The 14145-nt window shown below is 58.3% G+C and carries 14 protein-coding genes and 1 pseudogene; 6 read left to right on the top strand and 9 right to left on the bottom strand.

All coding sequences use genetic code 11. The features are described 5' to 3' along the window. A pseudogene (locus L6D81_RS23220) lies at positions 1 to 221 on the top strand (hypothetical protein); the annotation flags it as partial. Positions 222 to 296: 75 nt separating this feature from the next. Here the strand turns inward: L6D81_RS23220 and msrQ are convergent. From msrQ to L6D81_RS23190, 6 genes are all read right to left on the bottom strand, one after another. Next, positions 297 to 920 (bottom strand): protein-methionine-sulfoxide reductase heme-binding subunit MsrQ, encoded by a 624-nt coding sequence (msrQ, locus tag L6D81_RS23215; RefSeq protein ID WP_236182082.1) that lies wholly within the window; start codon positions 918 to 920, stop codon positions 297 to 299. After that, positions 920 to 1933 (bottom strand): protein-methionine-sulfoxide reductase catalytic subunit MsrP, encoded by a 1014-nt coding sequence (gene msrP, locus L6D81_RS23210; RefSeq protein WP_236182081.1) that lies wholly within the window; start codon positions 1931 to 1933, stop codon positions 920 to 922. Before msrP ends, msrQ begins: the two co-directional genes overlap by 1 nt. Before the next feature lie 62 nt (positions 1934 to 1995). After that, positions 1996 to 2853, bottom strand: a complete 858-nt coding sequence (gene pssA, locus L6D81_RS23205) for a CDP-diacylglycerol--serine O-phosphatidyltransferase (RefSeq protein WP_039771608.1) — start codon at positions 2851 to 2853, stop codon at positions 1996 to 1998. A 147-nt stretch (positions 2854 to 3000) separates the two neighbouring features. Then, positions 3001 to 4017, bottom strand: coding sequence for a ketol-acid reductoisomerase (ilvC, locus tag L6D81_RS23200; RefSeq protein ID WP_007959661.1), 1017 nt, complete (start codon positions 4015 to 4017; stop codon positions 3001 to 3003). 48 nt (positions 4018 to 4065) lie between these two features. Then, a complete protein-coding gene (ilvN, locus tag L6D81_RS23195) occupies positions 4066 to 4557 on the bottom strand; it encodes an acetolactate synthase small subunit (RefSeq protein ID WP_003205610.1) in 492 nt (163 codons plus the stop codon). A 2-nt stretch (positions 4558 to 4559) separates the two neighbouring features. Continuing rightward, positions 4560 to 6284, bottom strand: coding sequence for an acetolactate synthase 3 large subunit (locus tag L6D81_RS23190; protein WP_011335952.1), 1725 nt, complete (start codon positions 6282 to 6284; stop codon positions 4560 to 4562). Positions 6285 to 6684: 400 nt separating this feature from the next. On the opposite strand from L6D81_RS23190, the gene L6D81_RS23185 reads away from it, so the two are divergent. Then, positions 6685 to 7101 carry a DUF4124 domain-containing protein gene (locus L6D81_RS23185; RefSeq protein ID WP_236182080.1) on the top strand — a complete coding sequence of 139 codons (417 nt, stop codon included), beginning with the start codon at positions 6685 to 6687 and terminating at the stop codon, positions 7099 to 7101. 18 nt (positions 7102 to 7119) lie between these two features. Here L6D81_RS23185 and L6D81_RS23180 read toward each other — a convergent pair whose 3' ends face one another. From L6D81_RS23180 to mrcB, 3 genes are read right to left on the bottom strand one after another with little or no spacing between them, the layout of a single operon-like run. After that, positions 7120 to 7455 carry a YqcC family protein gene (locus L6D81_RS23180; RefSeq protein ID WP_236182079.1) on the bottom strand — a complete coding sequence of 112 codons (336 nt, stop codon included), beginning with the start codon at positions 7453 to 7455 and terminating at the stop codon, positions 7120 to 7122. Then, positions 7455 to 8204: a tetratricopeptide repeat protein gene (locus L6D81_RS23175; RefSeq protein ID WP_236182078.1), complete on the bottom strand. Its 750-nt coding sequence runs from the start codon at positions 8202 to 8204 to the stop codon at positions 7455 to 7457. The genes L6D81_RS23180 and L6D81_RS23175 overlap by 1 nt, the downstream gene beginning before the upstream one ends. Before the next feature lie 16 nt (positions 8205 to 8220). After that, positions 8221 to 10545, bottom strand: a complete 2325-nt coding sequence (mrcB, locus tag L6D81_RS23170; protein WP_236182077.1) for a penicillin-binding protein 1B — start codon at positions 10543 to 10545, stop codon at positions 8221 to 8223. Positions 10546 to 10663: 118 nt separating this feature from the next. Here mrcB and L6D81_RS23165 point away from each other — a divergent pair, with 118 nt between their 5' ends. From L6D81_RS23165 to L6D81_RS23150, 4 genes are all read left to right on the top strand, one after another. Next, positions 10664 to 12220 (top strand): bifunctional aminoglycoside phosphotransferase/ATP-binding protein, encoded by a 1557-nt coding sequence (locus L6D81_RS23165; protein WP_236182076.1) that lies wholly within the window; start codon positions 10664 to 10666, stop codon positions 12218 to 12220. Positions 12221 to 12311: 91 nt separating this feature from the next. Further along, positions 12312 to 12656 (top strand): pentapeptide repeat-containing protein, encoded by a 345-nt coding sequence (locus L6D81_RS23160; RefSeq protein WP_236182075.1) that lies wholly within the window; start codon positions 12312 to 12314, stop codon positions 12654 to 12656. 220 nt (positions 12657 to 12876) lie between these two features. Further along, positions 12877 to 13149, top strand: a complete 273-nt coding sequence (locus L6D81_RS23155) for a TfoX/Sxy family protein (protein ID WP_236182074.1) — start codon at positions 12877 to 12879, stop codon at positions 13147 to 13149. A 15-nt stretch (positions 13150 to 13164) separates the two neighbouring features. Next, complete coding sequence (locus L6D81_RS23150; protein ID WP_236182073.1) at positions 13165 to 13947, top strand: Crp/Fnr family transcriptional regulator; 783 nt, start codon at positions 13165 to 13167, stop codon at positions 13945 to 13947. The last annotated feature ends 198 nt before the right edge of the window (positions 13948 to 14145 follow it).

The following is a 14145-nucleotide window of genomic DNA, read 5'->3' as shown; positions in this document are numbered from 1 at the left end:
CGAAGATTTCTTCAACAACTTCAACCACTTGCGCTTCCGATCTCTCGTTAGCGGGAGGCGAATTCTACAGCGTTACACGCTGCTGTCAACACCTCTTTTTCTCCGCTTTCGACCGAGAAGATCGAACTGTTGAAAGCGCCGTAACAATCCGGCATTTCCAACTTCTTCCAGACCTCGATGACCTGAAGCAATCCGCTTTCGAAACCTACTTAACTCATTGAATCTCAAGGAGTTTTCCGTTTCGACTGCGCCGGAAGTGGGGCGAATTATAGAGACTCAGAATCTGCCGTCAACACCTAATTCCGCTTTTCTTGAAAAACCTGTTTTTTACCCATCAAACGCGGGATCCGGCGTGTCAAAGGCGGAATACGCAGCGCCAAAAGGAAAACGCCTATAACGGCATAGATTGACCACTCTTTGAGATCCGCACGTACGATCCATAACATATGCAGCAATCCCAACCCGAGAATCACATACACCAACCGGTGCAGCTTCTTCCAGCGGGTACCTAAACGGCGTTGACTGTACCGGTTGGAGGTAACCGCCAATGCCAACAATCCCAGGAAACCCAGAGCACCCACAATGATATAGGGACGCTTGCGCAGTTCGACACCCAGTTGCGACCAGTCGAAACCGAGAATGAAAGCCATATAGCTGCAAAGATGCAAAACCACATAGGCAAAACACCAAAGCCCCAACTGCCGACGCACAGCAATCCACCCTGCCCATCCCGTAAGTTTCTGCAGTGGCGTCATACTCAAGGTAATCAACAGCAAAACCAACGTCCCAAGCCCCAGCCGATCAACCAGGACCTTCCCTGGATCAGGCCCAAGCAGATCCGCAAAGGCCTGATAGAACCACAACAGCGGCCAGATTGCCGCAGCCAGGAAAACACCTACGCGCCAGATTGGATATCGCATCAGTAGTTCTTCCGCAGATCGAGCCCTGCATATAAAGAAGCGACCTCGTCCGCATAGCCGTTGAACATCTGCGTGTCACGCACATTCGGCTTGAACAGGCTGTTAGGTAACCGCCTTTCCCGCGCCTGAGTCCAACGTGGATGGTCGACCGTAGGGTTTACATTCGCATAGAACCCGTACTCATCAGACGCAATGCTCTGCCAGGTTGTCTTCGGCTGCTCGCTGACCAGACTGATCCGCACGATGGATTTGACGCTCTTGAAGCCGTACTTCCATGGCACTACCAGACGCAGCGGCGCACCGTTCTGATTCGGCAACTCACGGCCATACATACCCACCGCCAGAATCGCCAAGGGATTCATCGCCTCATCCAGACGCAAGCCTTCTACATAAGGCCAGTCGATCAGGGCAAATCCCGAACGCTGTCCGGGCATGGACTTGGGATCCTGCAGGGTTTCGAAGCGAATGTACTTGGCATTGGAGGTAGGCTCTACCTGCTTCAACAGTGCCGAAATCGGGAACCCGATCCAGGGAATCACCATCGACCACGCCTCGACACAACGCAGGCGATAGATACGCTCCTCCAGCTGGTAAGGCTTCATGAAATCTTCCAGAGCATAACGCCCCGGCTTACCCACCTCCCCGTCCACCACAACACTCCACGGTTCGGTTTTCAACGAACCGGCATTGGCCGCCGGATCCCCCTTGTCGGTGCCGAACTCATAGAAGTTGTTGTAATGGGTCGCGTCCTTGAAAGGCGTAATCGCCTCATCCTTGACGTTCACCGCTCCCCATTTGACAGAGGGCAGTTTCTCGGCAAACCAGGCGGGCGCCTTTCCGGCCTCGACATCGGCATAGCGAGCAGCGTCTTCGGCACTGGCCCAGCGCGGCAAAGTGCTCATGGCCAAACCGGCAGCAGTCGCTCCGAGCAATTGTCGGCGAGAGAGATAGATGGATTCAGGCGTGACGTCCGATTCATGGCAGTCGGACGCTTTGGGGACTTTGATCAGCATGGCAACTCCGCAGCTTTGGAGGACAGATGCACCATAGACTGCGGAGTATGAGGGAAATTACATCACTCGGCGTGTTTGTGACGACGAAGATGCAACAGATACTGCACCGGGCCCGAGGCGGCATAGGCGAGGAACACCAGCAGCAGAATGCGAGGCGGATCGCTGAACACCACGGCAAACACCAGCACTACCGCCAGGATCGCCACGAACGGCACGCGCCCCTTCAGATCCAGCTCCTTGAAGCTGTTGTATTTGATATTGCTGACCATCAGCATCCCGGCGGCCGCCACCATCAGCGCGACCAGGAACGACATCTTCGACCCCTGGATCCCGTAATCGCTGAACGCCCAGACAATCCCTGCCACCACACCCGCAGCTGCTGGGCTGGCCAGGCCGATGAAGTAGCGCTTGTCGGCGGTACCCACCTGAGTGTTGAAGCGCGCCAGACGCAAGGCCGCACCGGCCACATAAATGAAGGCAACCATCCAGCCGACCTTGCCCATGTCACCCAGCGCCCAGCCAAAAGCCAGCAAGGCCGGGGCAACGCCGAAGGCAACCATGTCCGACAGCGAGTCGTACTCGGCACCGAACGCACTTTGGGTATTGGTCATGCGCGCTACCCGGCCATCAAGGCCATCGAGCACCATGGCGACAAAAATCGCGATGGCGGCGAAGGCGAAATACTTGCTCGCATTCGCCGCGTCCCCGGCGCTCAGCGCAGCCTGGGCACTCATCGAGTTGATGATGGAATAGAACCCTGCGAACAGGTTCGCAGTGGTGAACAGATTCGGCAGAAGATAGATACCGCGATGCCGGACTTTACGGCCTTCTGCGTCATGCCCTTCTTCGATGTGCTCATCGATGGGCAGCAGGCTTTCGGCGTCTGAAGCCTGGTTCGGCTCTTCGGGACGTTCGCTCATGGACAGTACCTTGCAACGGATTGGACATTTTCGACAGATGTCTGGGACGACGGTTCGGCCACAAACGATGCAGCTTTATACCAGAACCGCCGGCCCATACGAAAAAACGCGGCCGAGGCCGCGTTTTTTCATACAAGGTTCGACGACTTAGTTTTTGGCTTTGTCGACGATCTTGTTGGCACCGATCCACGGCATCATGGAGCGCAGTTGCTCGCCGATGATTTCGATACCGTGAGCGGCGTTGTTACGACGCTTGGCGGTCATCGAAGGGTAGCCGGTTGCGCCTTCGCTGATGAACATTTTGGCGTATTCGCCGTCCTGAATACGTTTCAGGGCGTTGCGCATGGCCTGACGGGATTCGGCGTTGATCACTTCCGGACCGGTCACGTACTCACCGTACTCAGCGTTGTTGGAGATCGAGTAGTTCATGTTGGCGATACCGCCTTCGTACATGAGGTCAACGATCAGTTTCAGTTCGTGCAGGCACTCGAAGTAGGCCATTTCCGGCGCGTAGCCAGCTTCAACCAGGGTTTCGAAACCGGCTTTTACCAGCTCGACGGTACCGCCGCACAGAACGGCTTGTTCGCCGAACAGGTCGGTTTCGGTCTCGTCCTTGAAGGTGGTTTCGATGATGCCGGTACGACCGCCACCAACGCCAGCAGCGTAGGACAGTGCAACGTTCTTGGCATTGCCCGAGGCGTCCTGGTAGATCGCGATCAGGTCAGGGATACCGCCGCCTTTCACGAACTCGGAACGTACGGTGTGGCCCGGTGCTTTCGGCGCGATCATGATCACGTCGAGGTCGGCACGCGGAACAACCTGGTTGTAGTGGATCGCGAAGCCGTGGGAGAAGGCCAGGGTGGCGCCTTTCTTGATGTTCGGCTCGATTTCGTTCTTGTACAGCTGGGACTGGAACTCGTCCGGGGTCAGGATCATGACCAGGTCGGCACCGGCAACAGCGGCAGCCACGTCGGTCACTTTCAGGCCGTGGGCTTCAGCCTTGGCAACGGTAGCCGAACCTTTACGCAGACCGACGGTAACGTCGACACCGGAATCTTTCAGGTTGCATGCCTGGGCGTGGCCCTGGGAACCGTAACCGATGATGGCAACTTTCTTGCCCTGGATGATCGACAGGTCGCAGTCTTTATCGTAGAAAACTTTCATGAATTTCCCCTTTATATCCAGGCCGTTCAGGCCATTCGCTAATTTGGTTTAGATGCTGAGTACTTTGTCGCCGCGGGCAATACCGGTGACGCCACTGCGGACGGTCTCCAGAATCGATGCGGTGCCGATGGACTGAATGAAGCTGTCGAGCTTGTCGCTGGTACCGGTCAGTTGAACGGTATACACGCTGGCACTGACGTCGACGATCTGTCCACGGTAAATATCGGTGGTGCGTTTGATCTCGGCGCGCTGAGCGCCAGTGGCCTTGACCTTGACCAGCATCAGTTCGCGCTCGATGTGAGCGCTTTCCGACAGGTCCACCAGCTTGACCACTTCGATCAGCTTGTTCAGGTTTTTGGTGATCTGCTCGATGATTTCATCGTGACCGACAGTGGTCAGCGTCAGACGCGACAGGGTCGGGTCTTCGGTTGGCGCCACGGTCAGGCTTTCGATGTTGTAGTTGCGCTGCGAGAACAGGCCGACTACGCGAGACAAAGCACCGGGTTCGTTTTCCAGAAGCAAGGAAATAATGTGCCGCATGATTAGGTACGCTCCGTCTTGCTCAGCCACATATCGCGCATGGAGCCGTCTTTGATCTGCATCGGATAGACGTGCTCGCTGGTGTCGACCGAAATGTCGATCACCACCAGGCGATCTTTCATGGCGAACGCCTCTTCCATCTTCGACTTCAAATCTTTCGATTCGGTGATGCGCACGCCGACGTGGCCATAGGCTTCAGCCAGCTTGACGAAGTCAGGCAAGGACTCCATGTAGGAGTGCGAGTGACGGCTGCCGTAACTCATGTCCTGCCATTGACGAACCATGCCCAGAACACCGTTGTTCAGGATGACGATCTTGACCGGCAAACCGTATTGCAGGCAGGTCGACAGTTCCTGGATGTTCATCTGGATACTGCCTTCACCGGTGACGCACGCAACATCGGTGTCGGGGAAGCTCAGCGCGATACCCATCGCGGCCGGCAGACCGAAGCCCATCGTGCCCAGACCACCGGAGTTGATCCAGCGGTTCGGTTTGTTGAACTTGTAGTACTGCGCAGCGAACATCTGGTGCTGACCCACGTCGGAGGTCACAAAGGCGTCGCCCTTGGTCACTTCGCACAGGGTTTCGATCACGGTCTGCGGCTTGATCTTGCTGCCGTCGCCCTTGTCGTAAGGGAACAGGCCGCGATCACCGCGCCACTCATCGACCTGCTTCCACCAACTGGCGACCGCTTCCTTGTTCGGGGTTTCGCCGATTTCCTTGAGGATCGCGACCATTTCGGTCAGGACGCTCTCCACCGGACCAACGATTGGCACGTCGGCCTTGATGGTCTTGGAAATCGAAGCCGGGTCGATGTCGATGTGAATGATCTTGGCGTTCGGGCAGAACTTCGGCGCGCCGTTGATCACGCGATCGTCAAAACGCGCACCGACTGCCAGGATCACGTCGGCATGGTGCATCGCCAGGTTGGCGGTGTAGCTGCCGTGCATGCCGAGCATGCCGATGAACTGACGATCAGTGCCAGGGTAGGCACCCAGGCCCATCAAGGTGTTGGTAACCGGCAGGTTAAGCATTTTTGCCAGTTCGGTCAGCGGCGCGGAGCCGTTGCCGAGGATCACGCCACCGCCGGAGTACAGCACGGGACGCTTGGCCGCCAGGAGCATTTCTGCCGCCTTGCGGATTTGCCCGGAATGACCGCGAACGGCCGGACTGTAGGAGCGCAGTTTGGCTTTCTTCGGGAAGATGTATTCGAACTTCTCGGCCGGGTTGGTCATGTCTTTGGGGATATCGACCACGACCGGGCCCGGACGACCGGATTGCGCCAGGTAGAAGGCTTTCTTCATGACTTCCGGGATTTCCGAAGCGTGCTTGATCATGAAGCTGTGCTTCACGATCGGCCGGGAGATACCGATCATGTCGGTTTCCTGGAACGCATCGGTGCCGACCATGGTGCTTGGCACCTGACCGGAAATGATCACCATTGGAATCGAGTCCATATAGGCGGTGGCGATACCGGTGATGGCGTTTGTGGCGCCTGGACCGGAAGTCACCAATACCACACCGGCTTTACCGGTGGCACGGGCGTAGCCGTCAGCCATATGGGTAGCCGCTTGTTCGTGACGAACCAGGATGTGGGTCACTTCCGGTTCTTTGAACAGGGCATCGTAAACATGAAGGAGAGCACCACCCGGGTACCCGTAGATATATTTGACGCCTTCGTCACGCAAAAAGCGGACGAGCATCTCACCGCCAGATAAAAGCTCCACGTTGTTCACCTCTAAAACGCCAGAATACCGTCCACAAAAAAGCGAACGGGTCTTAATAGGTTTACTTCTCGGCAGAGCATGAGCGACGGTGGTCGCCGACTACGTCAGCACTGACTGAGCAAGTATTGGGATCGTCCCAAGTGTTGCGGGCCTTTCCCACCCAGCGCGAGGTAACGCGTTGCGGGTGTAACAGGTCGACGCGGATATGCGCCTCATGATCTGCCGAGAGGGTCTGCTTCTGGCAGTCCCTGTACAGCGGACTTTGGATTCTTCTGTTTCGCCCTCTGCAAGTCAAGCCGTCTATGTGCTTAATTGTGGGTAAGCACATGAGAACGCAAGAAAAAACCTGGAAACCGCTACTCTGTTAGCTTCAATTGCGCAGTTTTGCCAAGGAATCAGCATGCGAACGCTTCTACTAACTCTACTAATCAGCGCCAGTCCATGGTGCATGGCCGCTCAGATTTACAAATGGGTCGATGCCCAGGGCGTCACCCATTTCGATCAGCAGCCACCACCGGGGCATTCATCCACCGCCGTGCAGACGCCCTCCTCACCCGCGCCAACCCCTGCCGCACTACCTGGCGGCGGAACGCTGGGCGATCAGAAAGCCATCGATGACAAGGTCAAGCAGCAAGTGGCCGAACAACAGAGTCAACTCAAGGCATTTTGCGAACAGGCGCGCACGAATCTCGCGCAACTGCAGAACAACCCGCGGTTGAGGGAAGAAGTGGAGGGAGAACTGCGACGACTGAGCGATGACCAGCGCCAGCAACGTACTGAAGAAGCAAAAAAACAAATAGCAGAAAACTGCCAGTAACGACTGGCAGCTCCCGGCTCAGCGCGAAGCGGTGATCAGCAGGTCGAATTCTTTGAGCAACACCTGAAGTTGCCGATCCTTGCCCTGCACATTGCGCTGGGCGAAAACCATTTCGGCCATTTCCTGGATGCCCGAAGCATTGGGCAATGGCAGATCCTGTTCGAGGATCATCTTCATCCGCGGCAGGAATATCCATTGCAGCCACTGCTCGAAATCGAGGGTGTCGACCGAAAACGGCTCGACACTGCTCAGGGCTTCGACCGAGGGCTGGACGTCATCCCACCAGCCCTGGGCGCGCAGTTCACGCTCGATCAACAACAATTGATCGGCGACTTTGGAGAAACGACTGTCCATCACAGCGAAACCTTGGCCTTCTGACGGGCCAGAGAGGCACCGGCGGAATCGCCTTGTTTCTCACGTGCCTGAGCGATCAATTCCCACAGACTGGCCTGCAAGTCCGGACGACCGTTGGCCATGGTCAGTGCACGGCGGGCAGTCTGCTCGGCTTGCGGCGCATCGCCCTGGGCCATGCGCACCTGTGCCAGACGGTAAAGCACTTGCGGCTCGCGCGGCGCCACGCGCTGGGCACGTTCCAGGCTGGAGGACGCACCGTTGAGGTCGCCGCCGGCCTGTTGCTGTTGCGCAGTGGTCAGCAGCGCGAGAACCGGGCCGTCCAGCTGCTCGTCGGCAGACAGACCGCCGCCGCTGCTGCTAGCCGATGGAATGCCGCTCGGCGTCGAAGGCATGCTGTAGCTGCCGGAGCTGATAGGCGCCGACTCGACCGGCGAAGGGTTATACGGCCCCGGCGTGATGCCGCCCGACGCCGGGCCCGGAACGATCGGCGAAGTGCTGATCGGCGCCGAAGCCGCTGCGCCGCCCGGCACCATCACCACCACACCGGTATCGCCTTGCGGGATCGCCTGGGTCTGGGCCTGAGCAGGACGCTTCACTGTCGTTTGACGGAAACCGCCATTGGCCGAAATGCGTTCGCTGTTGGACACGGCGGTGCCGGAGTCCACAACCGGGATCGAACCACGCTGTACGGTGGAGCAGCCGCTGAGCAAAGCCACGGCGGTCACCGCTGGAATCAACCACTTGTTCACTTGAAACCCTCTTTGCTTAATTCATCCAGCCCTTGACCCAATCCATCACCGATTCGCCCGAGGCCGGGCTTTCGCCCGCGCAGGAGGCACCGGGTGGCGGTTCGCTGCCGCGAATATACGGCATCTGCACGGCGCCCGGACAGCTGGCATCGGAACCCTGGCCGGTACGCGAATCGACCCAGGCCTGCACCACGTTATCCGGCTGCGGCATGTCCAGCGGCAGCGGGTCGGCCTTGCGCATGAAACTGGTCCAGACCTGCAACGCACCGGTGGCCCCGGTGAACGGCGTCTTGCCGTTGTCATCACGGCCGAGCCAGACCACCGCCAGCAGATCCTGACTGAAACCGGCGAACCAGCTGTCGCGCGAATCGTTACTGGTGCCGGTCTTGCCCGCCAATGTCAGGGTTCTTGGCAACACGTTATAAACCGAACTGCCGGTACCCTCACGCATCACCCGCTGCATGGCGTTCTGGATCAGGTAGATCGAGGCCGGATCGAAACGCTGCTCGATCTGGAACGGATAACGCTTGAGCGGCTCGCCCTCGGCAGTCAGCACGCTACGAATCCCGCGCATCGGCGTATTGAAACCACCGTTGGCCAGCGTCTGATACATGGTCGCGACTTCGATCGGGGTCATGCCGCCAGCGCCCAGCAGCATCGACGGGAACGCCGGAAACTCGCGGGTCACGCCCAGCCGCGCGAGCGTCTTGAGGACATTCGGAACGCCGACCGCCAGACCGAGACGCGAGGTCGACAGGTTGTAGGAATGCGCCAGCCCCTGATACAGGAACACTGTACCGTGGGAGCGACGGTCGTAATTCTGCGGTTTCCAGACCTGACCATCCGCGCCCTTGATTGAAAGCGGCTCGTCCGACAGCCAACTGGTCAATGTGTACTGGCTCGGCTTCTCCAGCGCCGTCAGATAAACCGCCGGCTTGATCAGCGAGCCGATCGGCCGCACCGCATCCAGTGCGCGGTTGAAACCGGCAAAACTCGCCTGACGGCTGCCGATCATGGCCTGGACTTCACCGGTTTCCGGATTGGTCACGACCATCGCCGCTTCCACGTCGTCGGAACCCTTGCGACCGGACAGACGCTTGAAGGTGTCGTTGACCGACGCTTCGGCTTTCATCTGCAAAATCGGATCGAAGCTGGTGAAGATCCGCAGGCCTTCTTCAGTCAAATCTTCGTCGCGATAGTCTTCACGCAACTGGCGCTTGACCAGATCGATGAAACCGGGGAAGGAGCTGTCGGCCAGTTTTCCGCGTGTGGTTACGCCCAGTGGCATTTTCTTTGCGGCGGCCACCTGTTCTGCAGAGGCAACGCCCTGCTGCTCAAGCACATCGAGTACCAGATTGCGTCGCTCCAGCGCCCGCTCCGGGTTGCGACGCGGGTTGTAATAGGACGGACCTTTGACCATGCCGACCAACAGCGCGACCTGATGCAGCTTCAACTCGGACAGGGGCTGAGCGAAGAAAAACTGGCTCGCCAGACCAAAGCCGTGCACCGCACGTTGACCGTCCTGCCCGACAAAGACTTCGTTGAGATAAGCCTCTAGGATTTCCTTTTTGTCGTAATGCAGTTCAAGCAACATCGCCATCATCGCTTCGGTGAGCTTGCGAGTCAGGCTGCGTTCGTTGGTGAGGTAGAAGTTCTTGACCAGTTGCTGGGTCAGCGTACTGCCGCCCTGAGTCATCTTGCCGCCAGAGGTGTTGACCCAAATGGCGCGGGCAATCGATTTCGGCGAGACGCCCCAGTGGCTGTAGAAATCCCGGTCTTCCACCGCGACCAGGGTTTCCAGCAGATACGGCGGCACCTGATCGAGCTTGATCAGAATCCGGTCTTCAAGGTTTTTCGGGTAGATGCCGCCGATCATCAGCGGCTCCAGGCGTACCACGGAGAGCTTCGAACCGTTGGTCGCCGAGAGTTCGGCCACATAATCGCCGGAGAAACGCACGCGCACCGATTGCGGTTTCTCAAGGCCTTCATAGAACTGGAAGCCACGGGTATTCAGATCAACCGTGTTGCCATTGACCGCCGCCGCGCCGGGACCATTGCTCACGGCTTCGCGGCGATAGCCCAGGGCATCGAGTTCGGTGAGGAAATCGTCCTTGCTCAACTTCTGTCCGACGAACAGCTCGAGCGGACGCGCGTACACCTTGGCCGGGATGGTCCAGCGCTTGCCGGAGAACTTCTCCTGCACCACGGCATCGAGGTAAACGGCGAAGCCGGCCAGCACCACAAGGCCGACCAGACTGAGTTTAAGGGCCCAGCCCAACCATGGGCGCAGGCCCCGGGAAGCTGGTTTTTTTGGGGTACGGGGAGATCGAGTACGAGTCATGGCGGCGGATTATACGCACTTTATTCATACTCAACAGGCGCGCTCCGAGGTTTGCGTCGGGCTGGCGAGCGGCCATAATGACGACCTTGAATTTCCCCCAGACTCTGAAGGATCGTCCGTGAGCCAGTCCCTGATCGCTGCCCTGCAAAACCCGGCCCTCTACCCGCATCCCGTCGAAGGGTTCCAGGTCATCGAAACCCATATCTCGTGGGTACTGCTCACCGGTCCCTTCGCTTATAAAGTGAAGAAACCGGTGAACTTCGGTTTCCTCGACTTCACCAGCCTCGATTCCCGAGAGCACTTCTGTGGCGAAGAGCTGCGGCTGAACCAGCGGCTGACCGAAGATTTGTATCTGCAAGTGATTCCAGTGACCGGCAGCGCCGAAGCCCCGCAACTGGGTGGCGACGGCCCGGCCATCGAATACGTGCTGAAAATGCGCCAGTTCCCACAGACCGGCCTGCTCAGCACCCTGCAAGCCAACGGCGAGCTGACCACCGCGCACATCGACGCGATGGCCGAGCAGATTGCCCGCTTCCACCTCAACGCGCCGAAAGTCCCGGCCGAACACGAAGCCGGCACACCGGAAAGCGTGATGGCACCGGTGCGCCAGAACTTCGAACAGATCCTGCCGTTCCTCAGCGACAAGAATGACCTGCTGCAACTCGACGCCCTACAGGCATGGGCTGAAAGCAGCTTCGATCGCCTGAAACCGCTGTTCGCCCAACGCAAGGCCGACGGCTTCACTCGCGAATGCCACGGTGACATTCACTTGGGCAATGCCACGCTGATCGACAGCAAAGTCGTGATCTTCGACTGCATCGAATTCAACGAACCGTTCCGTTTCACTGACGTCTGGGCCGACACCGGTTTCCTGGCGATGGACCTGGAAGACCGTGGCCTGAAATCCCTGGCCCGTCGTTTCATCAGCCAATACCTGGAACTGACCGGCGACTATCAAGGCCTGGAGGTGCTGAACTTCTACAAGGCTTACCGCGCGCTGGTACGTGCAAAGGTTGCCCTGTTCAGCATGCCGGCCGATGCGACTCCGGTGCAGCGCGCCACGACCCTGCGCCAGTACCGCAACTACGCCAACCTGGCGGAAAGCTACAGCACCATTCCTTCGCGCTTCATGGCAATCACCCACGGCGTGTCCGCTGTCGGCAAAAGCCATGTGGCCATGCGTCTGGTCGAAGCGCTGGGCGCGATACGCCTGCGTTCCGACGTCGAGCGCAAGCGCCTGTTCGGCGAGCAAACCGTTGCCAATGATGTTCAGGCCGGGATCTACAGCGCCGATGCCAGCACCGCGACTTATGCGCGCCTGCATGAAATCGCCGAAGTGATCCTCCACGCCGGTTTCCCGGTGGTGATCGACGCCACTTACCTCAAGCGCGAACAACGCGACAACGCCGCCAAGGTTGCCGAAGCCACTGGCACGCCGTTCCTGATCCTCGACTGCAATGCACCTCAGGCAGTTATCGAGAGCTGGCTGGCGATTCGTCAGGCAGACAAGAAGGATCCGTCCGACGCAACCCTCGCCGTGATCGAAGCGCAACAGGCCAACCGCGAAGCCTTGAGCCCGGAGGAGATTCTGCGCAGCAAACGCGTGCAGACCAATGAATCCGGCACCCTGGATACCGTCGTGGCGCAGATCCGCCAGCGCCTGCCGGGCCTGTAAGAAACTATTTCGGCCGTGAAGCCCTCGCTCGCTTCACGGCCGTCAAATAGTGGCACTATACTGGCGTCATAAAACCAACAGGTAATTTGACATGAGCCAGCCGAAACTTCTCGATACACCGCTTTATGCCTTGCTGCACAAAGACGACATAACAGGATTCAACAACGAGCGTCCGAAAGACGGCCCGATCAACATGGTCGGCGGCGACTTCCGCGGCCTCGACCTGCGGGAACTGAACGCCGATGGCGTGGACTTCAGGGACGCCTACTTCCGTTCCGCCGACCTGCGCGGCATCGACTTTCGCAACGCTTCGCTGGAAGGCGCCAGCCTGGCCCACGCGCAGATTTCCGGGGCCTACTTCCCGCCGGAGCTGAGTGCCGACGAAATCCTGATGTCGATGAATTTCGGTACGCGCCTGCGTTATCGCACTCGCTGAAGCTTTTAAAAACCTGAACCGTCCAGCGCCCCCGCTTTGCGCTGGACTGCGTGCTATTCGTAATTCTCCCTCGCCCTCCTCATCCTGATTCATCAGCAAAAACTGACGTTTCTTAGAAGCGTTTGCGTTGAATCCGACCAAACAACCACGCTTTTCCTACTGATGGCTACACTCCTGAGAAGCTCGCCCACGCACCATTCGGCCGTCGCAAGGAGGCTTGATGAATGATGAACTGCAACACCTGAAGAATCTTGGCAAGACGTCGGCGCAATGGCTGCATGCCGTGGGCATCCACAGCGCCTCGGACTTGCGTCGCCTGGGCGCGGTGGATGCCTACCGGGCCGTGCGCACACGCGGGTTCCGCGCGTCAAAGGTGTTGTTGTATGCGATCGAAGGGGCGCTGATGGATGTGCACTGGAACGACATACCCGCCGAGCGCAAGGATGCGTTGAACAAGCAGCTGGAAGCCATTACCTCTCGCCACAAGAACTGACGGGCACTGACCGCCATGTACCTGCTCGGAGAACAATCGGCCCAGGCCGATGCATTGATCAACCACTTGCAGAGCTTGCCTGCGCAATGGCTCGAAGGCCTGGCGCCGTGCGGGCCGGCGCTGGAACTGGACGCCACGGATGATCTGTTGGCACGTCTGCCGGACGACCAGTTGTACTTGCTGACGCAAGGTGTGATCACCGGGCGAGTCAGTGGTCGCGGTCTGTTCTATTGGCATGAGGGAGATCTGATCGGCCTGCAACAGGGTCCGGAATGGGCGGATTGCGCCTTGTGCACGGATAACCCGCTGACATTACTGCCTTATCATCGAAGTGATTTGTTTCAGCATGTGTATAGCGACGCTGCGCGTTCGAAGCAGTTTCTGCACTACCTGCTCGGGCAAATGGCGCTGCTGGCCCACGCGGTTGCCGAGTTCAAACCACGCGAGTTTCGCAGCACCCATGGGTTCAAGCGCGTCGAGGTCGGAGACGTTCTGATACGCCAGGGCGACGTGGCAGATCATGTGTTCGTAATCATCGAGGGACACGCCGAAGCCTTTGTTAACGGGCACAAGGTAGGCGATGTGCCCAAAGATGAGATCTTCGGCGCAATGGCCGTGTTCACCGGCGAACCGCGCAATGCCACTGTCATTGCCCGGGAAGCGTGCACGGTGATGCTGATTCCCGGCGATCAGTTTCTGAGCATGACCCGCACCAATCCAAAAATCGCCCACAGCCTGCTCGAAAGCATGGCGCGGCGTATTGACCAGCTCAACAAGCAGCTCACAGCCCAGACCTGACGCCCATACTCACGGGGCGTTTACGCCATTGCCGGGACAAAACGACAGAAATGAAAAACAGCAGTTGACTTGGTAATGAGAATCGCTATGATTATCACAACTGATCGCGAGATCAGTCGATATTCTGAAAAGCCCTTGGTTCGGACTCTCAGATTATCTCCTCATCAGGCTAATCACGGTTATTTGACCCGGTTTTTA

Origin of the sequence: Pseudomonas sputi (assembly GCF_021603585.1) — a bacterium.
Lineage (GTDB): Bacteria > Pseudomonadota > Gammaproteobacteria > Pseudomonadales > Pseudomonadaceae > Aquipseudomonas > Aquipseudomonas sputi.
Note: the sequence above shows the minus strand (reverse complement) of the source record. Positions and strands in the feature narration are given on the sequence as shown.

Coding starts and splice junctions, on each gene's coding strand:
- msrQ (WP_236182082.1), bottom strand. CDS start 920: ATGCGATATCCAATCTGGCGCGTAGGTGTTTTCCTGGCTGCGGCAATC.
- msrP (WP_236182081.1), bottom strand. CDS start 1,933: ATGCTGATCAAAGTCCCCAAAGCGTCCGACTGCCATGAATCGGACGTC.
- pssA (WP_039771608.1), bottom strand. CDS start 2,853: ATGAGCGAACGTCCCGAAGAGCCGAACCAGGCTTCAGACGCCGAAAGC.
- ilvC (WP_007959661.1), bottom strand. CDS start 4,017: ATGAAAGTTTTCTACGATAAAGACTGCGACCTGTCGATCATCCAGGGC.
- ilvN (WP_003205610.1), bottom strand. CDS start 4,557: ATGCGGCACATTATTTCCTTGCTTCTGGAAAACGAACCCGGTGCTTTG.
- L6D81_RS23185 (WP_236182080.1), top strand. CDS start 6,685: ATGCGAACGCTTCTACTAACTCTACTAATCAGCGCCAGTCCATGGTGC.
- L6D81_RS23180 (WP_236182079.1), bottom strand. CDS start 7,455: ATGGACAGTCGTTTCTCCAAAGTCGCCGATCAATTGTTGTTGATCGAG.
- mrcB (WP_236182077.1), bottom strand. CDS start 10,545: ATGACTCGTACTCGATCTCCCCGTACCCCAAAAAAACCAGCTTCCCGG.
- L6D81_RS23160 (WP_236182075.1), top strand. CDS start 12,312: ATGAGCCAGCCGAAACTTCTCGATACACCGCTTTATGCCTTGCTGCAC.
- L6D81_RS23155 (WP_236182074.1), top strand. CDS start 12,877: ATGAATGATGAACTGCAACACCTGAAGAATCTTGGCAAGACGTCGGCG.
- L6D81_RS23150 (WP_236182073.1), top strand. CDS start 13,165: ATGTACCTGCTCGGAGAACAATCGGCCCAGGCCGATGCATTGATCAAC.